General features: G+C 63.3%; 19 protein-coding genes and 2 pseudogenes. 4 read left to right on the top strand and 17 right to left on the bottom strand.

Annotation, left to right across the window (positions count from 1 at the left end; translation table 11 throughout):
* Window positions 1-2 precede the first annotated feature (2 nt).
* Both ACNKFW_RS12830 and ACNKFW_RS12825 read left to right on the top strand, forming a co-directional pair.
* Window positions 3-668 (top strand): haloacid dehalogenase type II, encoded by a 666-nt coding sequence (locus tag ACNKFW_RS12830; protein WP_147428438.1) that lies wholly within the window; start codon window positions 3-5, stop codon window positions 666-668.
* A complete protein-coding gene (locus ACNKFW_RS12825) occupies window positions 665-1,948 on the top strand; it encodes an NAD(P)/FAD-dependent oxidoreductase (RefSeq protein WP_147428440.1) in 1,284 nt (427 codons plus the stop codon). Before ACNKFW_RS12830 ends, ACNKFW_RS12825 begins: the two co-directional genes overlap by 4 nt.
* Window positions 1,949-1,967: 19 nt before the next feature.
* On the opposite strand, the gene ACNKFW_RS12820 is transcribed toward ACNKFW_RS12825, so the two are convergent.
* The 3 genes and pseudogenes from ACNKFW_RS12820 to ACNKFW_RS12810 all read right to left on the bottom strand — a co-directional run bounded on the left by ACNKFW_RS12820 (window position 1,968) and on the right by ACNKFW_RS12810 (window position 4,373).
* Window positions 1,968-2,879 carry a GNAT family N-acetyltransferase gene (locus tag ACNKFW_RS12820; protein ID WP_167521682.1) on the bottom strand — a complete coding sequence of 304 codons (912 nt, stop codon included), beginning with the start codon at window positions 2,877-2,879 and terminating at the stop codon, window positions 1,968-1,970.
* A 331-nt stretch (window positions 2,880-3,210) separates the two neighbouring features.
* Window positions 3,211-3,435, bottom strand: coding sequence for a DNA methyltransferase (locus ACNKFW_RS12815; RefSeq protein ID WP_028710700.1), 225 nt, complete (start codon window positions 3,433-3,435; stop codon window positions 3,211-3,213).
* Window positions 3,432-4,373, bottom strand: a pseudogene (locus ACNKFW_RS12810) (IS5 family transposase). The gene ACNKFW_RS12815 and the pseudogene ACNKFW_RS12810 overlap by 4 nt, the downstream one beginning before the upstream one ends.
* Window positions 4,374-4,403: 30 nt before the next feature.
* Here ACNKFW_RS12810 and ACNKFW_RS12805 point away from each other — a divergent pair.
* Both ACNKFW_RS12805 and ACNKFW_RS12800 read left to right on the top strand, forming a co-directional pair.
* A complete protein-coding gene (locus ACNKFW_RS12805) occupies window positions 4,404-4,556 on the top strand; it encodes a hypothetical protein (RefSeq protein WP_167521679.1) in 153 nt (50 codons plus the stop codon).
* 88 nt (window positions 4,557-4,644) lie between these two features.
* A pseudogene (locus ACNKFW_RS12800) lies at window positions 4,645-5,387 on the top strand (IS5 family transposase); the annotation flags it as partial.
* Window positions 5,388-5,425: 38 nt separating this feature from the next.
* On the opposite strand, the gene ACNKFW_RS12795 reads toward ACNKFW_RS12800, so the two are convergent.
* The 14 genes from ACNKFW_RS12795 to ACNKFW_RS12730 all read right to left on the bottom strand — a co-directional run bounded on the left by ACNKFW_RS12795 (window position 5,426) and on the right by ACNKFW_RS12730 (window position 21,074).
* Window positions 5,426-6,367 (bottom strand): porin, encoded by a 942-nt coding sequence (locus ACNKFW_RS12795; RefSeq protein WP_151208806.1) that lies wholly within the window; start codon window positions 6,365-6,367, stop codon window positions 5,426-5,428.
* Between the two features lie 240 nt (window positions 6,368-6,607).
* A complete protein-coding gene (locus ACNKFW_RS12790; protein WP_244314478.1) occupies window positions 6,608-7,594 on the bottom strand; it encodes a hypothetical protein in 987 nt (328 codons plus the stop codon).
* Window positions 7,522-8,403, bottom strand: coding sequence for an amidohydrolase family protein (locus ACNKFW_RS12785; protein WP_418025415.1), 882 nt, complete (start codon window positions 8,401-8,403; stop codon window positions 7,522-7,524). The genes ACNKFW_RS12790 and ACNKFW_RS12785 overlap by 73 nt, the downstream gene beginning before the upstream one ends.
* 326 nt (window positions 8,404-8,729) lie before the next feature.
* A complete protein-coding gene (locus ACNKFW_RS12780) occupies window positions 8,730-10,235 on the bottom strand; it encodes a thiamine pyrophosphate-dependent enzyme (RefSeq protein WP_418025530.1) in 1,506 nt (501 codons plus the stop codon).
* A 136-nt stretch (window positions 10,236-10,371) separates the two neighbouring features.
* Window positions 10,372-11,100, bottom strand: coding sequence for an IS21-like element helper ATPase IstB (gene istB / locus ACNKFW_RS12775; protein WP_062562743.1), 729 nt, complete (start codon window positions 11,098-11,100; stop codon window positions 10,372-10,374).
* Window positions 11,100-12,599 (bottom strand): IS21 family transposase, encoded by a 1,500-nt coding sequence (gene istA, locus ACNKFW_RS12770; RefSeq protein WP_418024080.1) that lies wholly within the window; start codon window positions 12,597-12,599, stop codon window positions 11,100-11,102. Before istA ends, istB begins: the two co-directional genes overlap by 1 nt.
* A gap of 444 nt (window positions 12,600-13,043) precedes the next feature.
* Complete coding sequence (locus ACNKFW_RS12765; RefSeq protein ID WP_418025413.1) at window positions 13,044-13,412, bottom strand: cupin domain-containing protein; 369 nt, start codon at window positions 13,410-13,412, stop codon at window positions 13,044-13,046.
* Complete coding sequence (locus tag ACNKFW_RS12760; RefSeq protein WP_418025411.1) at window positions 13,409-14,938, bottom strand: tripartite tricarboxylate transporter permease; 1,530 nt, start codon at window positions 14,936-14,938, stop codon at window positions 13,409-13,411. The genes ACNKFW_RS12765 and ACNKFW_RS12760 overlap by 4 nt, the downstream gene beginning before the upstream one ends.
* 11 nt (window positions 14,939-14,949) lie before the next feature.
* The gene (locus tag ACNKFW_RS12755) at window positions 14,950-15,423 is read right to left on the bottom strand and encodes a tripartite tricarboxylate transporter TctB family protein (protein ID WP_418025410.1); all 474 of its coding nucleotides are present in this window, start codon (window positions 15,421-15,423) and stop codon (window positions 14,950-14,952) included.
* Between the two features lie 77 nt (window positions 15,424-15,500).
* A complete protein-coding gene (locus tag ACNKFW_RS12750) occupies window positions 15,501-16,466 on the bottom strand; it encodes a Bug family tripartite tricarboxylate transporter substrate binding protein (RefSeq protein ID WP_418025408.1) in 966 nt (321 codons plus the stop codon).
* Window positions 16,467-16,547: 81 nt separating this feature from the next.
* Window positions 16,548-17,705, bottom strand: a complete 1,158-nt coding sequence (locus ACNKFW_RS12745; protein WP_418025406.1) for a mandelate racemase/muconate lactonizing enzyme family protein — start codon at window positions 17,703-17,705, stop codon at window positions 16,548-16,550.
* 85 nt (window positions 17,706-17,790) lie between these two features.
* Window positions 17,791-18,702, bottom strand: coding sequence for a LysR family transcriptional regulator (locus tag ACNKFW_RS12740; RefSeq protein ID WP_418025404.1), 912 nt, complete (start codon window positions 18,700-18,702; stop codon window positions 17,791-17,793).
* A 162-nt stretch (window positions 18,703-18,864) separates the two neighbouring features.
* Window positions 18,865-19,998 (bottom strand): Gfo/Idh/MocA family protein, encoded by a 1,134-nt coding sequence (locus ACNKFW_RS12735; RefSeq protein ID WP_418025528.1) that lies wholly within the window; start codon window positions 19,996-19,998, stop codon window positions 18,865-18,867.
* Between the two features lie 17 nt (window positions 19,999-20,015).
* Window positions 20,016-21,074: a sugar phosphate isomerase/epimerase family protein gene (locus tag ACNKFW_RS12730; RefSeq protein ID WP_418025402.1), complete on the bottom strand. Its 1,059-nt coding sequence runs from the start codon at window positions 21,072-21,074 to the stop codon at window positions 20,016-20,018.

Below are 21,074 nucleotides of genomic sequence, written 5' to 3'. Positions count from 1 at the left end.
CCATGGCGCTGCGCCCGAAATTCATTACCTTCGACTGCCACGGCACGATGATCTTCTTCGACATGGCGGGCGCCGCGCGCGACCATTACGGCGCGCAGCTCAGCGGCCCGCAGATGGAGAAATTCATCGCCAATTTCGCGGCCTACCGCCTGGACGAGGTGCTGGGCGCCTGGAAACCCTATGCCGAGGTCGTCCACAACGCGCTGGAACGCACCTGCAAGCGCAACGGCATCGCCTTCGATCCCGCGGTGGCCGAGGATATCTATAACCGCGTGCCGACCTGGGGACCGAACCTCGACGTGCCCGCGGGGCTTAGCCGCATTGCCGGGAAGATCCCGCTGGTCGCGCTGACCAATTCGATGAACGACCAGATCCCGCATAACATCGCCAAGCTGGGCGCGCCCATCGACCATGTCTTCACCGCCGAAAGCGCGGGCGCCTACAAGCCGCAGATGCGGGCCTTCGAATACATGTTCGACCAGCTTGGCTGCGGCCCCGAGGACGTGCTGCATGTGTCGTCGTCGTTCCGCTATGACCTGATGACCGCGCATGACCTGGGGATCCGCAACAAGGTCTGGGTCAATCGCGGCCATGAGCCGGCCAATCCCCATTACGGCTATACCGAGGTCCGGGACATCTCGGGCCTGGCCGAGGTGGTGGGGCTGTGACGAAATACGCATCCTATTGGCATGATGGCGTGCCCCCCTTTGCGGGCGCCGAGGCCGGCCCGATCGAGGGGCGCTTCGACGTGGCCGTGATCGGCGGCGGCTTCACCGGGCTGAACGCCGCCCGCAGCCTGGCGAAAGCCGGGGTGCGCGTGGCGCTGCTGGAGGCCGAGCATGTCGGCTGGGGCGCGTCGGGCCGCAATGGCGGGCATCTGAACAACGGCATCGCCCATGGCTATGCCGATGCCAAGGCGCATCTGGGGGCAGAGCGCGCCCATGCCCTGTATCGCGCCTATGACCGGTCCATCGACATGATCGAGCAGATCGTGGCCGAGGAAGGCATCGCCTGCGATTTCCGCCGGTCCGGCAAGCTGAAGCTGGCCTCCAAGCCCAGCCATGTCGCGGGGCTGCGCGCGAATTTCGACCTGATCCATGCCGAGGTCGATCCCGACACCCGCTGGCTGGACCGCGACCAGGTGCGAAGCGAGGTCGGGTCCGACAGCTTCCACGGCGGGATGCTGTATGAAAAATCCGCGATGATCCACATGGGCCGCTATGCCCAGGGGCTTGCCACGGCGGCGCATCGCCATGGCGCGCGGATCTGGCAAGGCGCGCCCGTGACCGGCCGGACAAGGCTGGCCGATGGCTGGCAGCTGCAGACCCCGCGCGGCAGCCTGGCCGCGGGCCGGGTGATCGCGGCGACCGGCGCCTATGGTACGACGGCGCCCTTGCGGCACTTCCGGCGACGCATCATCTCGGTCGGGTCGTTCATCATCGCCACGCGGCCCCTGTCGGATGCCGAGGTCGCCGCCACCCTGCCCGGCGACCGGACCTGCGTGACCTCGATGAACATCGGCAACTATTTCCGCCTGTCGCCCGACCGGCGGCTGATTTTCGGCGGACGGGCACGGTTCTCGGCCCGGTCGGACCAGACCTCGGACGCGAAATCTGGGACGATCCTGCGCCGGTCCATGGCCGCGATCTTTCCGCATCTGGCGGATATTCCCATCGATTATTGCTGGGGCGGGCTGGTGGACATGACCAAGGACCGCTTCCCCCGCGCCGGAGAAGTGGACGGCATGATCTATGGCATGGGCTATTCCGGCCATGGCGCGCAGATGTCCACGCTGGTCGGGCAGGTCCTGGCGGACATCGCCCTGGGCCGGCGCGGCACGAACCCGCTGGAGGGCCTCGCCTGGCCCGCGATCCCGGCGCATAGCGGCAAGCCCTGGTTCCTGCCGCTGGTGGGGTTGTGGTTCGGGCTGAAGGACCGGCTGTCCTGATCGCGCGGGGATGGAAACGCTATCCCAGCGAATGCGATGCCAGGCCGTAGGTGACCGCCCCTTCCGCGGCGCGGCGGTGGGGGCCGATGCACATTTCCGTAACCGTGTCGAAAGCCACCAGCCCGGCATCGGTCAGGAAGGACAGGAAGCCGTCGCTGTCCACCGGCGTGTCGAGGCGCGTGAAACGGCCGGCATTTGCCCGGATCAGCGGGGCGATCAGGGCCTGTGCCATGGCGTCCCCCTCGGCCACGACGGGACCGATCACCGTGCCCTTGCCGAAATCGCGCTGCAGCGCAAAGCCGCAAACGGCACCGCCACGCAGCGCAACCGTGCCGGTCGACAGGGGCAGCAGCGCGTCCAGAACCCGCGTTCGCTTTGCGCCATAGGCGTTCGCGTCCAGGGCCCGAAGGCTCGCATCATCCTCTGCCCGCAGATCGCGGACCAGGATGCCGGGCGCGTCAACGGGCCCGATATCCCGCGCCATGCCCTGCTGCTGGCGGATGATGCCCACCGGCCGGAACCCCGCCGCCGCATAAAGGCGATACCCCGAATGCGTCGCGCTGAGCCGCAGATCCCGGCCCGCGCAATCGGCCATCACCCGCTGCAGCAGCCACTTGCCCGCCCCCCGCGCCTGCAACCGCGGCACCGTGACCATCATCCCCAGCATGGCGAAATCGTCGCCCGTCGGGAAATACATGGCCGACCCAAGGGGACGGCCGATCTCATCGACCGCCAGGTAGCCCTGCCCCAGCGACAGGAACAGATCCAGGTCGCGGGGACGATGCGGCCACAGCACCCCCACCGTCAACTCGTGCAGCAACTGCCGCTGCGCCATGCGCAAGGGCTTGGCGCTGGCATCATAGGCGTCGATGCGCAAATGCGGCAGGAGGTCGCGATCGCCTGCCGCCAAACCCGCTTCGTTCTGACCCATGTTGCCCCGCTTCAAGATTATTCCCCGGGCAGTATGCCCGCTGTCCTTCGCCATTTGATGCTGTATCACCGGCCGCAAGGCAAAGATCGTGCCGCCGGGCCTGGTCTCCTGATCGGGTGCGCCCGCATCGGTCGTGCTGAAATCTTCTGTCCCAGTGCCCGGGGAACGCGCTGCTCAGTGTGCTGGCATAGCTGTCTTGATCTGGTGCCCATCGGCATCTCGATCATCTCGCATCCGACCGCCTCGGCCAGCTCCACAGCACGGCAATGGTTCAGGCGCGACCAGCCAGCATGACCAGCGAGACCAACCAGGTAAACCCGTCTTTGAACGATCAGGGTTCGCCTGCTCCCTGTGCTTTGGCGATACGCATCCTTGCGGTTTCGGCATGTACTTCATCGATCTCGATGCCGATCCCGTCCCAGCCGAGCCTTTGGGCCGCCACCAGCATGGTGCCTGACCCGGCGAAGGGATCCAGCACAACACCCGTCGTTTTGCCGTGCATAGGCATTATTTTCAGAAAGTCGGACTGAGGCGTGACTTCCCCTTCTCCCTTCATGTTCGGACCCCGCGGACGATCTCGGCGGTGCCGAGTGCATTGAAGCGGTTCATGAGTGCGACGCGGAGCTCACCTCGATTTCGGCGGTTTGGCGGTCTGGGCCTCTTGCGGCGATGCGCTCGCCGAATGCCTTGAGGCAGCGCATCCTTGCCTCGGCTCGGCTGCGGGCATGGTATCCTGTCCATCGTTTCCAGAACGCGCGGCCGGAGTGGTGCGTGGCGCGCAGGGTTTTGTTCCGGGGCCGGGCGGCTGGGCTGTCCTCCTTCCACGCTCGACCAGTCTTGCGGATCGGGATGATTGCCGTGCCACCGCGCGCGATGATGGCGCTGTGGCAGCGGCGGGTGTCGTAGGCGCCGTCTGCGGTCACGGTGCCGATCTCCGCATCTTCGGGGATCTGGCCCAGAAGGTCCGGCAGGACGGGGCTGTCGCCTTCCCGGCTGGGGGTGAACTTCACCGCGCGGATGTCGGATGTGGCGGTGTCCATGGCCAGATGGACCTTGCACCATTGGCGACGGCTCTGAACACCATGCTTGCGCGCCCGCCATTCCCCGTCGCCGAGGAACTTGATCCCTGTGCTGTTCACCAGCAGGTTCAGCGGCCCGGCAGCGCGGCGATGGGATATGCCCCTCCACGGTCTTCTGCCTGCGGCGCAGGGTCGAATCGTCCGGAACGGGCCGGTCCAGCCCGGCCAGCCGCAACAGCCTGGAGACCATTCCGGCGGCCTGTCTGAGCGGCAGCGTGAACAGCACCTTGATCGACAGGCAGAACAGGATCGCCGCATTCAAGAAGACCGGCGGGCGCCCGGGGCGGCCCTCATGCGGCGCGTGCCAGGCCATCTCCTTGTCCATCCAGATCAGCAGCGACCCGCGCGGCCTGAGCGCATCATTGTAGGCGGGCCAGCTCGTTGTGCGGTAGCGGGCGGGCTCGGGCTTGCTCATGCAGCCCGTCTAACCGCATGGATTCACGAGGTGAATCCTTCACGGTCAGTGTGCTGCAACAATGCCGGCGCCCCGGCACCGACCATCGTGCTGGTGCTGACGGCGCTGTTCACGCTGGCCTTTCTGTGGCGCAGCATTGCCACGCGGCGGGCGCAGGGCGCGGACCGGTCAGGGGCGCCCTAGGTCACATACCCATAGACGGGATTCCGGAGACGGGATTCCGGTGCGGGCTGAGTTGTGCTTCACTTCTGCACATGCATGAGGAGGTGGGATGGCAGGCTTCGATCTGACGGATCTCGAGCGGGAGGTGATCCGGCCTTTGTTGCCAACGAAGGTGCGCGGCGTGAAGCGGGTGGATGACCGGCGGGTGTTGAACGGCATCTTCTGGCGGCTGCGGACGGGGGCGCCATGGGCGGACATTCCAGCGCGCTACGGCCCCTTTACGGCTTGCGTGAACCGCTTCAGCCGCTGGCGCAAGGCGGGCCATTGGGCGCGCATTCTGCAAGCCGTGTCAGAGGCTTATGACGGGAAAGTCCAGATGATCGACCCGTCCTCGATCCGGCTTCACCAGCATGGGGCGAACCGCCCGAAAAAGGGGGGCGATCCCGTTGCATGGGGCGCTCGCGCGGTGGGCTGACCGCGAAGATCCACGCTGTGGTCGATGCCCGCGGCCGCCCGATCCGCCTGAACCTGACCGAAGGTCAGGCGCATGACGGACGCTCGGGGAACGATATGGTCGGGTCCATCGGCGCGGGCCGGATCCTGCTCGCCGGCCGGGGCTACGACCGCCACCGGCTGCGCGATAGGCTCGCCGAACGCGGTGCCCGGGCCAATATCCGTCCCATACCGACCCGAAAACGCTTTCCTCCCTTCGATCCGGTTCTCTGCCGCGCCCGCAATCAGATCGAACGGTTCTTCGGCAAACTCAAACATTTCCGGTCCATCGCAACGCGATACGACAAGCGAGACGGCAATTTCCTCGCATCCGTACAACTCGCCTCCATCCGCATATGGTTGCGGAGATATGTGTCGGTGAACAAAAGCGGCGTTATTCAGAAGTCGAACCGCACACCCATATCGGCAAGGGTCATGCGCTCGTAATCGCGCTGAACTGAGGCCGCAAGAAAGATACTTGGACCCAGATCATATCTGAGGGCGACACCATAAGAGCTGTCGGTCACCTTTTCCGCCCAATCACCGTCATTATACACGACATAGGAACCCAACGTAAATCGGTTAAACTTGTAGTCGCCATACAGGGCGTAAGACGTTCCCAGTTCGGCAAAACCGTTGTCATTGATGTTCAGGCCGATGCGAAGGTCATCGTTGACCTTGTAACGCGTTCCCACGAAATAAAGATTGTTATCCCTGACCCCGGCCCCGCTCTGCGCCGTTGCAGCAGAAAACTCCCAGTCGTTTAGACGATAGAAAACCGAGGCGGAAACCTCTCGGGTCAGATCCCCTCCCATGCCGCTGCCGATCTGATCCGGGTCCACCACGGACAGCTTCACGTCGAAGTTGCGCGTGCCATAATTCAAGGCCACCCCGGTCCGATCAGGAAGGCGGCCATATCCGCGATAGGCCAGAATGAAGAAATCCCCCAACGGATCCCCGCCGACGGAAACAGCATGAACCCCCAGCCGCGTCTGTTTCAGCAATAAAGCTCCATCGAAAGCCGGAAGCACATTGCCGATCTCAAGCGACCAGTTTTCATACTCGACATAGAAATTCGCGGGACTGAAGCCCCAGGAAGGGCTGTTGTGATCGCCCTGAACCCAGGTTTTTGCGCCAAATTTCAAGCCGATATCGGTCTCGACGGATGCATCGATCTCCAGCCGCAATCGACTCTGGAGGAACGTGCCGTTCTCTCCGCCCTGTTTCTTCGCCTCCGAATAGGTCAGACCAAATCGGCCAAAGCCGGACAAGCTCACATCGGCCAAGGCCGCACAAGGCGCAAGCGCGGCCGTCATTGCAATCATGCTGAAAAACTTCATTATCCCCCCATAAAAAACGGACGCCTCCACGCCCGACCGTACAATCGACGCTATTCTTTTGAAAACCGAACTCGCGACGACCACCTCATAATTGCCTGCGGAAAGTCGTCATAGATAATCGTAAAATGCCCAAAGGCCATAACTTGTGTGAACGGCAATCACGTCAGCCTGGAAACAGGCAATCTAAAAAGAAAAAGGGGGCAGTCCCCCCTTTCCTCATTTCCCATGCAGGGCCGATTTTCACGGCGCAATGTCACGGATCAGCGGATGGAACAGTTCCTCGACCGTGATAGGCTTGGTGATCATATGCTGCTGCGTCGCAAACCGGATCGCCGCTTCAAGCGCCTTGCGGTTCGCCGCGATCCCCACCGGCCATGGATCAATGCTGCCCTCGGGTGTTGCGGCCGCGCGGCTTTTGACAAGCATCCGCCAGACCTCGCGCACCAGGTCGGGTCTCTGGTCGCAAAGCGCGTTCGGAACGATGACATAATGGTTCGGCGGCACGAAACGCTCCCGCTTGTGCCAGTCGAGCGCGGCTTCATGCGGGTTCTCGATCAGCGTCCGCACCCGCGGATCCTTGGGCATGTTCATGCCGAGGATCGCCGCATCGACCTCGCCATCAAGCAGCATGTTGACCGGATCCTTCGCGGGATCGCCGCGAATCACCGAAGGTGGGTCGGTATATTCTTCCAGATGAGGCTGATCGAAACACAGCCATGTCACGCTGTCGGGATCAACGCCGTATTCGTTTTGCAGGATGCCCCTGATCCATAGCCCCGTGGTCTGGGTATAAGAGCGCACGCCGACCGTCTTGCCCGGCAGGTCAGCGGGCGTCATGTTGGGATGACGCTCGATATTATAGCCAATGCAATGATGCTGAAACCGACCCAGCACCACCACCGGCAGCAGCGAGAACGGCTTGCCGAACTCATGCGCCTGCAAAAAGGTGGCGATTGCCATTTCGCTGATATCGAACCTGTTGCGACGCAGCATGTCCTTGAACCCGCTATGCGCGTTCTTCAGCCCGGCGAATTCGAAACTGACCAGATCCGAGGCGATGTCACCGTTTATCAAGGCCCGCGTCGGCTCGTAAAGGGTGATATTGGCCGCCAGCGAGACGGGACCGGCTTCGGGATAAGTCTTTTCGGGAAAAGTCATGCGTGGACTGCCTTGTCGAACGTTGCTTTTGCAAGTTGCGGATAAAGTTTCTCGGCCGTACCCGCCCATATTGCAGCCCGGTCGGCCTCTGACAGCGTGGCAAAACAGCGGTGCCCCTGATCGACCAGATCCTTCAGCGTGCCGTTGTTCGCGGGGAAGTTCGATCCCCAAGCCAGCCTGTCTGCACCATATTCCAGGACCAGTTTCGGGAAGAATGTGTCCGGCGTGGCCGGCGCCTTTTCGGACAGATCGAAGGTGCGCGGCGTGATCTTCAGATAAAGGTTGTCAAAACGCGCCAGCTTCCAAAGCGGAGCAGCCTGGGCATAGGGCGCACCATCCGTCAGATCGGGGCGGCCCAGGTGATCGAGGATGATGTTCACCTCGGGATAGCGCTCAAGAATCTCTTCGACGACGGGAAGGCCGATCGCGGTGGTCTGGATGGCCACGGTCGTGTTGATGTCGGCCATGTGCTCCCAGACCGGAAAAGTCTCGTGCGCGATCATCCAGCGCCCATCCGTTTGCACGGTTGATCCCGCTCCGAACAAGCGCAGGCCCGCCATGCCTCGGCGCCGCCATTGATCGATGACCGCCACGGCATCCGGCGCGGCGATATCCACGGAATAGACGCCGACAAAGCGCGCAAGGTCGCGACAAACGCTATCGGCCGCATAGGAATTGTCATAGCCATAGGTGGTCAAGGAATGTACCATCGCGGCCTGTGCAATGCCGGCGGCTTCCATTTCTTCGACATACTGCTCGAATGTGAAGGGACGTTCCGCCGACCAGTCAGACCGGATGCCGCCAAGCGGATTGAAGGGATATTTCGCGGTATCGGGCGAAATGATATGCGGGTGAATGTCGATGATTTTCTGCGTCATGGCTGTGTCCTGAAGGATGGGCGAAGGGACTGAGGTAAAGACGGACGCAGCGTCGCAGGATATTCTGCGGCACAGGGGATGACGGCACCTTGCGTTCTGGCGGCACCGACTTTCCCCTTATGTCCGAAAATCTAAGCCGGCGCTGTCTTTAAGCTTTGCCCCGAGTTCTGTTTACGTTGAGAGGATAAGTGAGCTGGTGACACTCGAAAACATGGGACAACGGAAATACGATGGCCGGCAGACGAATTCCAATATCCCAACCCATATTCATATAAAAAGCCGGCCTCGACACGAGGCCGGCCTGTCGACCTGTCGAAGGGTTGAGATCAATTCGTCCGAGGCGAGGCCGCGCGGATCTGGCTGAGGGATGCCGCCGGGGTCAGTGCCTCGGGGTCTATCATGATCTCCAGCACCGCCGGCCCGTCATGGGCATGCGCGCGGGCAAAGGCTGGCGCGAAGTCCTCGGTCCTTTCGATCCGCTCGGCATAGGCGCCATAGGACTTTGCGAGAGCCGTGAAGTCCGGATTCCCCTTGGACAGATCGGTGCCCGAGACGCGGGCGGGATACTGGCGTTCCTGATGCATGCGGATCGTCCCCAGCATCCCGTTGTTCAGGATCAGGATACGGATTTTCAGCCCATGCGCCGCCGCCGTCGCCAGCTCGGTGCAGGTCATCTGGAAATCGCCGTCCCCTGCGATGCAAATAACAGAGGCTTCTGGCCGGGCGAACTTGGCGGCCAAGGCTGCCGGAATGCCGTAGCCCATCGAGCCGCAGATCGGCGCGACCTGCGTGCCAAAGCGGCGATAGCGGTGAAAGCGGTGCAGCCAGACGGTAAAATTCCCTGCGCCGTTGGTGTAGATCGTGTCCTCCGGCAGGCTCTCATCCAGCCAGGCCATGATCTCGCACATCTGGATCGCGCCGGGGCTGGTCCGAGGGGCGGTCCATGCCTCGAAATCCGCGCGTGCGGCCTTGCGCCAGTCGTCCCAATCACCGCGGACAGCACCGCCCGCGGCGAGCGCCAGGGCAAAGCTTGCCGGATCGCTGACGATGCCCAGTTCGGGTTGATAGACATGGCCGATCTCATCAGGACCGGGATAGACATGGATCAATCGCTGCCGGGGACAGGGAATGTCCATGATCGTGTAGCCATTGGTTCCGATCTCGCCCAACCGCGCCCCGATGACGAGGATCAGATCCGCCTCCGCCATCGTCTGCACAAGCCTGGGATTGGGGCCGAGGCCGAGTTCCCCGATATAGCTGCTGCTGTCATTGTCGAGCAGATCCTGCCGCCGGAACGAGGCGGTGACGGGCAGCCCGCTGTCCTCGGCAAAGCGACGGAAGGCGGCGACCGCCTCGCCGGTCCAGCCGGAGCCGCCCAGCATCACGACCGGACGGCGCGCCTCGGTCAGCAATGCCCGCACCGCCGACACGGCCTCCGGCGAGGGCTCATTCGCAAAGCGCGCCGTAGGGCGGCCATCGGCGGTTTCGGCGATTTCGGTCAGAACGTCCTCCGGCAGTGGAATGACCACGGGACCGGGGCGGCCGGAAATGGCCAATTGAAAGGCGCGGGTGACATGTTCCGCCGTCCGTGCGGCATCTTCGAGCTGCAGCACCGCCTTGGCCTGCGTGCCGAAGGTGCAGCGGTAGTCGATCTCCTGAAACCCCTCGCGCGTCATCACCCCACGCGGGTTCTGGCCGATGAACATGATCATCGGCGTGCTGTCCTGAAAGGCGACATGCAGCCCCGAGGAGGCATTGGTTGCCCCAGGGCCGCGCGAACAGAAGACGATGCCCGGCCGGCCGGTCAGCTTTCCATAGGCCTCGGCCATCATGGCTGTCAATCGGCGTTGAATGGTGCCCCCTTATCGGCGTCCAAAAGGGACCCCTCTGGCGATGTGGTGAGCAGGCCCGTGGCGGCGTAGCTTTTCAGCTGGCGCAGCCGACGCGGGCCTGCGTTTTGGAGGGCGGTCAGGCTCTTGTTTTGATGCGCCAGCTGTCGTTGCCGGTTTCGACGATGTCGCAGTGGTGGGTGAGACGATCGAGCAGCGCGGTGGTCATCTTCGCGTCTCCGAAGACGGTCGGCCACTCTCCGAATGCGAGGTTGGTGGTGACGATGACGGAAGTCTGCTCGTAGAGCTTGCTGATCAGATGGAACAACAACTGGCCGCCGGACTGCGCGAATGGCAGATATCCGAGTTCATCGAGAATGACGAAGTCGAGCCGCATGAGATGCTCGGCCAGCCGGCCGGCCCGCCCTGCACGGCCCTCGGCCTCCAGCCTGTTCACGAGGTCCACAACGTTGAAGAAGCGGCCGCGAGCGCCGTTGCGGATGACGGCGCGCGCGATCGCCACGGAGATATGGGTCTTGCCGGTCCCGGTGCCGCCGACCAGCACGACATTGCGCTGCTGGCTGAGGAATTCCCCGCTGGCCAGGTCGCGCACCAGCGTCTCGTTGATCGGCGTATCATCGAAGGTGAACTCCTCGATCTCCCGGGCATAGGGCAGCTTGGCGGTGGTGATCTGGTATTTGACCGAGCGCGCCTTCTTCTCGTTGATCTCGGCGGCCAGAAGATCTCCGACGATCTGGCGGGGTTCGTGCTGGCGGCGCACAGCCACCGCCATGAGTTCGTCGTAAGCGGCGCGCATGCCGTAGAGCTTCAGCTCGCCCATCGCTGCCATGATCTCTGCACGATCCATCAGCCGGCCCTCCGCAGCAGGTCATAGCGGGCACAGTCGGCCACCGGTTCATGGGTCAGGCGCAAGGCCGGAGAGGTGAGCAGCAAGGGTGGCGGCTCCGGGTCGCACCTGCGGGACAGGATGTTGAGGATCACATCGGCGGAGTGGACGCCCTGCGAGAGCGCTTCGGCGCAGGCCTTCTGCACGGCGGGAACTCCCTCCGTCAGCACGGCGCCGAGGATCTTCACCATCTGGCGGTCACCGTCCGAGGAGCCCTGCAGCTTGCGACGGATCTGCTCGAGGGCGCCGGGCAGAACCCAGTCCTTGAACGGTGCGCCATTGCGCAGCGCCCCGGGTTTGCGAAGCAGGACAGGCACATAGTGCCAGGGATTGTAGATTGTCCGGTCCCGCCCGAAGTGACGGGGATGGTCCCCGACCAGCCGCCCTTCCTGCCGGATCTCGATCCGTTCCGCATAGGCCCTGATCTCGACCGGCCGCCCGACAGCCGTTGCCGCGACAGAGTATTTGTTGTTGTCGAACCGCACGAGGCAGGTCTTCGATACCGCCGCAGGCAGCGAGTGGAAGCCGTCGAAGCGCCCGGCATAAGGGACGAGGTGCGGGCGTTCTTCCTGAAAGACTTCCCAGATGGTCTTGTCCGTCAACTCCGGATGCTTGCTGCTCCTGGCCGAGGCGATGCACTTGTCCAGCAGCCAGGCATTCAGTTCCTCGTAGCTCTTGACCCTGACCCGGGGTGAGAAGAACCGTTGGCGAACCGTGCCGACCTGGCTCTCCACCTGACCCTTCTCCCAGCCCGAGGCCGGGGTGCAGGCGACGGGCTCGACCAGATAGTGGCTGGCCATCTGCAGGAACCGACGATTGTAGAGGCGCTCCTTGCCGACAAAGATGGTCTCCACCGCCGTCTTCATGTTGTCGTAGATCCCGCGGGTGCAGGTGCCCTTGAAGAAGGCGAAAGCCCGATCATGGGCATCGAACACCATCTCCTGCGTCTCGCGCGGATAGGCCCGCACGAAGAACATCCGGCTGTGGCACAGGCGAACATGGGCCACCTTGATCGTGGTGGTCGCCCCATCGATCAGGACAACCTCGTGGCTCCAGTCGAACTGATAGGCTTCGCCGGGGGCAAAACTCAGCGGCACGAAGGCGGACGAGGCACCGGAGCTTTGAGTGCGCGCCCAGACCGAGGCGTAGCGGCGGACCGCATCATACCCGCCTTCATAGCCAAGGCCGCGCAGTTCCTCGTAGATCTGGATCAGCGTCAGGCGTTCCCGGCGCCCACGAGCCGCGTTGATCGCCAACAGCCGGCTCAGTTCCTCAAGCCAGGCGCCCAGCTTCGGGCGTGGCTGAACCGTCCGGGTGTAGGTGAACTCCGTTATCCCGGTGCGGATCACCTTGCGCACCACCTTCTTCGACAGCTTCAGGTCGCGGCAGATCGTCTTGATCCCCTTGCCCTCGGTAAAATGCAGCCGCCTGATTTTTGCGATTGTCTCCACGATCAGCATCCCGCGCTCGGCCTCCGATAATCCTCGGAAGCACAATGGACCCAACCCCCGGTCGGTGGGGTCCCTTTTGGACGCCGATCACCCCAGAAGCGGGGTCCTTATTCCACGCCGCTCAACACCCAGTGTCCATCGTGAGCCCGTATCTGCATCCTATCGGGGAACAACCACCGGCCCAAAATCCGCAAGGCACTACGGTTCGGGGCGGCTCGCTCCCGCGATTACCCCATGTGTGAGATTCGGTTCTGCCCCGACACAAGGGCGAGCGCCGGCGCCGGTGTCTCGCCCTGAATGCCGGGTCCCTCATCGCCCGTCCCCATAAAAGTGGCTTCTCTGAGAGAGATCGGAAATACACAGCAGGCTGGGCACTCTCCTTCTTCCGGCTCATGCCCTTCCCAATGTGCATCGGCGCCTGACGGCCGCAGCGCCTCATCCAATGCGGCTTGTTCAGTCGAACCGCAGAGGTGACGACCCTGTCCAACCCGCCAGCTGGTCGGGCCGTGCAGGGGCGAATATCTCGTAATAGGTGCAGCCCTCGGCCCCCGTGCCAATCACAGCATGTCTGCTACCTGAGGGAAAGAACACCATCTCGCCCTCGGCCGCTTCGATCCGCTTCCCGTCGATTACGATTAGGGCATTGCCGCGGATCACAATCAGGAGCTGCTCATGTTCGTGCCAATGCGTCTTACCGTCGAACAGTGTCTCGGGCGCTACATCGACCATTACAGCCGAGATCAAATCGCCACATATCCCCTTGCGGCTCGACCCTGGCCGCATGCCGCCGGCGGGGGGTAGATTGTTCCAGTCGATCTTCATTCTGCTGATCTTTCCTGAGGAAGCTCTACCTGCCGCGCCCCTCGACCCGCCAGCCACCTGCGGCGAAGTATCGGCAGGAACACGAGGCTGGCAGTCAGGGCAAGCATCGTCACCGCCAGAGGGCTGGACAGGAAGATCATCGGATCGCCGTCCGACATGATCAGGGAGCGCCGCACCCCTTGTTCCAGGATCGGGCCAAGCACGAGGCCTAGCAGTACCGGAACGGACGGATAGTCCAGCTTTCGGAAGACGAAGCCGAGGACTCCGAAGAACAGCGCCACCCATATATCGAAGATGCTGAAATTGACGCTGTAGACCCCGAACAGAACGATGCCCGAAATCAGCGGGAAGAGGATCGACACCGGCACGAAGACGATACTGGCAAGCACGGGAACGAACAGGATCGTCAACACGACCAGCATCAGGTTGCCGGTGTAGAAGGTGCCGATCACCGGCCAGACGAATTCGGGATTGCTCTGGAACAGCAGCGGCCCAGGCTGCAGGCCCAGCATCAGAAGGCCGCCCAGCATGATCGCGGTCGTTCCGGACCCGGGAATCCCCAGCGTGAACAGCGGGATCATCGCCGAGACCGAGGCGGCGTTGTTCGCCGCTTCGGGCGCTGCCACGCCCTCGATCGCGCCCTTGCCGAATTCCTGCGGATGCTTCGACATCTTCTTAGACAGGGAATAGGAGAAAATCGTAGCGGCCGTCGCCCCCGCGCCGGGCAGGACGCCCACGACAAAGCCCACGATGGCGCCGGACACCAGGTCTTTCCATGTCTTCAGCATGTCACCCAGCCGGGGCCACAGGGACCAGAAGGAATAGTTCGGCCGCTGGACGTCCGACGACTTCTCGCCGATCGAGGCGAAGACCTCGCCCAGCCCGTAAAGACCGATGGCCACAACCGAGAATTCCAGGCCTTCCAGAAGGCTGAACGAGCCGAAGTTGTAGCGCGGCGCGCCGCTGACGAGATCCAACCCAATCGTGCCGAGCCAAAACCCGATGCCAAGCGAGACGAACCCCTTGGCCGGATTTTCGCCGCCAAGCGCCGTCGCAAAGACCAATGCCATCACCATCAGCGCGGCCATCTCGACCGGGCCAAACCGGATCGCGAACTCGGCAAAGGGTGCAGCGATCAGGGTGAACAGGATGATGGCGATGAAGCCGCCCACGAACGAAGCGAAGGTCGAGACGCCAAGCGCACGGCCCGCTTCTCCTCGCCGGGCTAATGGATAGCCATCCAGCGTTGTCATCATCGAGGCGCTCTCGCCCGGAATTCCCAGCAGGATCGAGGTGACGGCGCCGCCATACATCGCGCCGTAATAGATCCCGGCAAGGCCGGCCATCGCGGTTGCAGGCTCGAACCGGACGACGATCGGCAAGAGGATTGCCACTGCCGCCGCGGGACCAAGCGCCGGAAGGACGCCGATGGCAAGGCCTAGGACGACGCCGATGAGGGTGGCGGCCAGCATCTCGAAACCCATGGCGGCGGAGAGGCCGCTCAGAAGCAGGTCAAAGGTGTTCATGGTTCAGTCTCTCAGTTCGCGCCGGCCAGCAGCCCTTCGGGCAGCGGCACGCCAAGCGTCACGTCGAACAGCACCCAGGCGAACAGGGTGAAGCCGGCCGCCGTGACGACATGTCCGATCGCCGTGCGGGCCGACCGCGGCGGCTTGATCACGCAGGCGACGGCAAAGATGTAGAAGGGCGTCAGGACCAGCATTCCGATCCGCTCCATCAGCAGCAGAAAGATCACAGTGGCAATCGAGATCGCCAGCACCGGCATGACCTCGGTACGCGTCAGGCTGCCTTCGAGCCGCGCCCCGCGCCGACGGTCCGCCAAAACCCCGATCAACCCGCCCAGGATCAGCAACCCGCTGAGCAGCGGGAAAAAGCCCGGTCCCGTGATCTCGGAGGACAGCACGCCATAGCGGCCAAAGGCGGTGGCAACGATGAAAAGCCCCAGCACTCCGATCAACACGGCGAAGCAAAGGTCAAGCTTGTCCAGTTTCATGGCGGTTCCCCCTGGAGACCACGTTTCCGTTAGAGCTAGGCAGCATGGCTGCCCGGCTACGTCTCATGGCCGGCCCCTCACTTGATGGCCTGGATTTCCCGCAGATAGGTTTCATAGCGCGCGGAAATATTCGGAATCTCGGCTGCAAACTGTTCGGAGTCGAGATAGAGCGGAAAGGAATTGTTCCGCCGAATATACTGCTCTTCCCATTCCGGGCTTTCGGAAACCTGCCGGAGGACATCTTCCCAGAAGGCGACTGCTTCTGGCGGCACATCGGCAGACATCATGAACCCGCGATAGAGCATCAATTCGATCCCCGAACCGAGTTCCTTGAAGGTCGGCGTGTCCGGCAGCGCCTCCAGCCGCTCGGACGAAGTGACGGCGATCGGACGGACCCGTCCCGCCTCGACCTGCGACATGACCTCGGACGCATTGCCGAACTGCAGGTCGATATGCCCGCCCAGAAGCGCGGTGGTCACCTCTCCGTCGCCGTTGAACGGCACGGCCCGGACCTGGACGCCAAGCTCGTCGCGCAGCGAGGCCGCCAGCAGGGCCGGATCGGTGACCGGTCCCGTATTGCCGATCCGGACGCTGCCCATCTCCCGGATATCGTCCAGGCTCTGGATTGTCGAATTCGCCTCGACCACCAGCACGAAGGGATCGGCCGCGATCACCGAAACCGGCGTGAAGTCCGAGATCTTGGCGGGCGACTGGCCCATCAGCGGCGCGACGAAGAAGCTGGTCGCCATGATCCCCAGGTAATACGGATCGCCCTTACGCTGCGCGATGAAGTTATAGGCGATCGCACCGCCGCCGCCGGGGCGGTTCTCGACCAGAAGCCCGGTCGGCAACAGCCCTTTTTGCTGAATGATTCCGGCCACGGTGCGGGCGATGATGTCGCTGCCGCCGCCCGGCGACGACTGCACGATCATCGTCACGTCGCGTTCGGGATAGTCCTGCGCAACCGCCGCAGTCGCAATCACCGCCAGGACCGCCGTCGCGGCCCATGTCATGTGGCGGATCTTCTGTCGAAAAAACATCATGCTTCCTCCCTTTGCTTTCATGCCGGTGCGATTGGCCCTCTTCCGATCGCACCGGATGCCCGACGACTGCGTGTCGTCACCTCATCTTGCGGCATATTCCTTGATCAGGCCGTCCTTCGGTTCCAATCCGAAGCCCGGTTCCTGCGAAACGTCCAGCCACCCCTTATCCGGCTGCGGCACGTCATTGAAGATAGCGTTGTAGGACATCCACTTGTGGAAGTGATATTCCACCAGCCCTCCATTGCCGACCCCGGCATGCAGAGCGATGTTGTGCGGCCCGTTGCCGTTGCCGTGGCCCAACGGCACGTTGAAGGCCCGAGCCAGCGCCGCCGTCCGCAACCCGGCCGTCAGCCCGCCATCGTTGTTGATATTGGGCTGGATGATGTCCACCGCATCGGCGACCAGCAGGTCGCGGGCCGAGAATTTCTCGTTCTCGGCAGCCGCCACCGAGATCTTGGTGCGCGAACGAAGATGGCGCAGGTTCGTCGGCTCGTTATAGTGAACCGGCTCCTCGATGAAGGAAATGTCCAGTTCCTCGCAGCGGTTGCAAAGCTCGACCGCCTGGGGCAGGGACATGCGCAGGTTTCCATCCATAGACAGCTGGATCCCGGGGCCGACCGCCTCCCGCATCGCGGCCATGCGCAGATAGTCATCCTTGGGATCGGGGATCGCCTGCCGGCCGACGGTATTCTTCAGATGCGTGTTCCCCAGCGTGACAAGGTGCGCTGCCTCGGCCGCCAGTTCCTCGGCCGAATAGACCGGGGCGCCGTCATAGGCCGCGCCATGCGTCACGTAAACCGGCACCCGGTCCCGCGCCCCGCCGATCAGGTGATGGACCGGCTTGCCCATGGTCTTGCCCTTGATGTCCCAGCAGGCGATGTCGATCATCGCCAGCGCCGAGACCAGAGCCCGCCCCAGCGGACGTTCCCAGGTGTGGCGGTCGAAAAGCTGCGGGATACGCTCGGTTCGGAACGGGTCGGTCTGTTCGCCGATGATCCGGGGCGCCAGATACTTGTCGATCAGGTCGATCGCGACATGATGCGTATAGCCGCTGGTCGCCCAGCCGATGATGCCGTCGCTTGTCTCGACTTCTAGCAGCAGCGCGCCTTCCACGTTCGGGCGATCCCGGAATGGCGGCGGGGTGATCGGGATGTTTTTCAGGTTATGCGCTTGAATGCGAACGATCTTTTGCTTGCCCACCAGAACGCTGGTTTCGTAGAGCATGGTTTGGTTCAGCATGGGGTCCTCCAGTGTTGAGGCACACTAGCGGCAGGAAGTCCCCATGAAAAATTCAAAAAAGACGGTGATTATGCGGAAAACAGCATCACTGACGATCTTCCGCCGTAGCTTCGATAAGGTCGTATAGCCGGCTCGCCGCAGGCGAGAGGCGCTGACCCAGGCGGCGGATCAAAGCAAAGTCGCGAACGAGCGCGGGCTTTATCACCTTGACGATGCGACAGGTCCGCACTTGATGCAGATCGGCCACGGAATTGGTCAGGACCGAAGCGCCCAGGCCGGCCTCAGCCAGTGCCACCAGGGTCTGGCCCTGGATGCAGAGAAACTCGATATTCGGTTCAAGGTCCAAGGCCTTCGCGGCGTTCATCACGATTCGCCACAGCACGGTATGAGGATGAAACATGATCAGCGGCAGCTTCAGAAGCTGGCGCAATTCGATCTCGTCGCCCCGCCCGTCCCACAAGCTGCGCGGGACCAGCGCCAGCAGCGGTTCGGACTGGATGACTCGAAAGCTCAGTTCCGGCTCGGACAATTCGGGGCCGACGCCGAAATCCGCCTCGCCACTCTTGACGGCCTGCACCAGTTCGGCCGATTTGTGTTCCTTCAGGACGATCCTGATGCCGGGATAATCCCGCCGGAACGCCGACAGGATCGCCGGCAATCGCGTCGCCGCAAAGGCGGGCGAACAGGCGAGCGTCACCCGGCCCCGCCGCAAGTTTGCGGTCTCGATGATGCTGCGGACACCGAACTCCATCGCCGCAACCGCTTGGCGTGCCTGTTCCAGCAGCAGCTCTCCCTCGCGCGTCAACTGAAGGCGCCGGGTGGTCCGCACCATCAGCGTCGTGCCAAGCTGTTCCTCCAGCTGCTTGACCTGGGCGCTGATCGCCGACTGGGACCGCCCTGCCGCCGCTGCAGCTTCGCGAAAACTTGCGTGTTCCGCCACCAGCAGGAAGGTGTGGATCAGCTTGAGGTTGATCTGGGCGGACATTGCGGTCTGCATCGACATGTTCCTGGCTCTGATGGCGGATGATCCGCCCCGGCTTCCCGGCGATCATTCGTAGACCATCGTTGCCGACCGTCGAGGGATTTGGAAGAGACCTCCGTCTGGATCAGGAAAACCCTTCCGGGAGCCGCCCGGCGTCAATCAAGGCCACGCCAGCGGTCAGACCGCCACGGGCGTCAGCCAGGACTGGCCCTCGGCATCGTGGCTGTCCACGACCGCCTCGACGAAGGCCACGCCCTTCAGCCCGTCATAGGCCAGCGGCAGGTTCTGCCCCAGCAGGCTGGGCTCGCGCCCTTCTTGCCGGGCGCGGATCGCCTCGGCGAAACCGGCATAAAGGTTGGCGAAGGCCTCCAGATAGCCCTCGGGATGGCCGGGGGGCGTGCGGATGCGCAGCTTGGCGTCCTCGGACAGATCGTCGGCGCCGCGCTTGATGATCTGCACGCGGCCGTCCAGCGGCGTGAAGACCAGTTCGTTCGGCTGCTCCTGGAACCATTGCAGCGAGCCTTTTTCGCCGAACACCCGCAGCCGCACGCCGTTGGAATTGCCGATGGCGACCTGCGAAGACCAAAGCAAGCCCCGCGCCCCGCCCTGATAGCGCATCATCACATGGGCGTTGTCGTCCAATGCCCTGCCGCCCACGAAGGTCGCCAGATCGGCGGTCAGGCTTTCCAGCGTCAAGCCGGTGACGAAGCTCGCCAGGTGATAGGCATGGGTGCCGATGTCGCCGATGGAGCCGCCGCGGCCGTTCTTCTTGGGATCGGTGCGCCAGGCGGCCTGGGCATTGCCCGACTGCTCGATGGCGGTGGCCATCCATTCCAGCGGATATTCGACCTGCACGGTGCGGACCGCGCCCAACTCGCCACGGGCGACGAGGACGCGGGCCTCGTGCACCATCGGATAGCCGGAATAGGTATAGGTCACGCCGACGAAGCGGCCACTTTCCCGCGCCAGTTTTTCCAGCGCCACGGCATCCTCCAGCGTCGCGGTCAGGGGCTTTTCGCAGATCACGTCGAAGCCTGCCTCGATCAGCGCCTTGGCGATCGGGTAATGGGTGAAGTTCGGCGTGCAGATCGCCACCGCGTCCACCCGGTCCTCCCGCGCCGTCTCGCCCGCGATCAGTTCCTCATAGGTGCCATAGCTGCGGGCGGGATGGAGCCCCTGCGAGATCGCGAAGGCGCGGCCACGCTCGGGATCGACGTCGAAGGCCCCGGCCACCAACTGCCATTGCCCGTCCAGCCGCGAGGCGAGGCGATGGATATTACCGATATAGGCGCCCTGCCCGCCGCCCACCATTCCAAGACGCAACATGGTCATTCCTCCAGTCCGAGCATGGCCCGGTTGGCGCTGCGATTGGCGCCGGATTTCACGAAATCGTCGAAGGCGCGGTCCGACACCCGGATGATGTGGTCCGCGATGAACTGCGCGCCTTCGCAGGCGCCGTCCTCGGGGTTCTTGACGAAGCATTCCCATTCCAGCACCGCCCAGCCGTCGAAGCCATGGGTGGTCAGCTTGGTGAAGATAGCCCCGAAATCGACCTGCCCGTCGCCGGGCGAGCGGAAGCGGCCGGCGCGCTTGCTCCATGGCTGATAGCCGCCATAGGCGCCGGACTTGCCGTCCGGGCGGAACTCGGCATCCTTGACGTGGAAGGTCTTGATGCGCTCGTGGTAGTGGTCGATGAAGGCCAGGTAATCCAGCGCCTGCAACACGAAATGGCTGGGGTCATACATCAGGTTGGCGCGGGGATGGTTCCCGACCTTCTCCAGGAAATATTCCCAGCTATGGCCGTCATGCAGATCCTCGCAGGGGTGGATCTCATAGCAGACATCCACGCCATGCGCGTCGAAATCGTCGAGGATCGGCGTCCAGCGTTTCGCCAGTTCCTCGAAGCCTTCCTCGACCAGCCCCTCGGGCCATTGCGGATAGGGATAGAGATAGGGCCACAGCAGCGCGCCCGAGAAGGTCACATGCCGGTCGATCCCCATCCGCTTCGAGGCCCGCGCCGCGAAGCGCAACTGTTCCTCGGCCCATGCCCGGCGCGTGGCCGGGTTGCCGCGCACATGTTCGGGTGCGAAGCTGTCCATGATGACATCATGCGCCGGATGCACCGCCACCAGCTGGCCGGTGATATGCGAGGCGAATTCGGTGATCTGGAGCCCGTTGTCGGCCAGCATCCCCTTGATCTCGTCGCAATAGGCATCGCTTTCGGCGGCCTTCGCCATGTCGATCAGGCGCGTGTCCCAGGTCGGGATCTGGACGCCCTTGAAGCCCTTGTCGGCCGCCCATGTCGCCAGGCTGGGCAGCGAGTTGTAGGGCGCGTCATCGGCCGCGAACTGGGCCAGGAAGACGCCCGGCCCCTTGATGGTCTGCAT

This window comes from Paracoccus sp. TD-10, assembly GCF_048270675.1.
Classification (GTDB): Bacteria; Pseudomonadota; Alphaproteobacteria; order Rhodobacterales; family Rhodobacteraceae; genus Paracoccus; species Paracoccus pantotrophus.
Note: the sequence above shows the minus strand (reverse complement) of the source record. Positions and strands in the feature narration are given on the sequence as shown.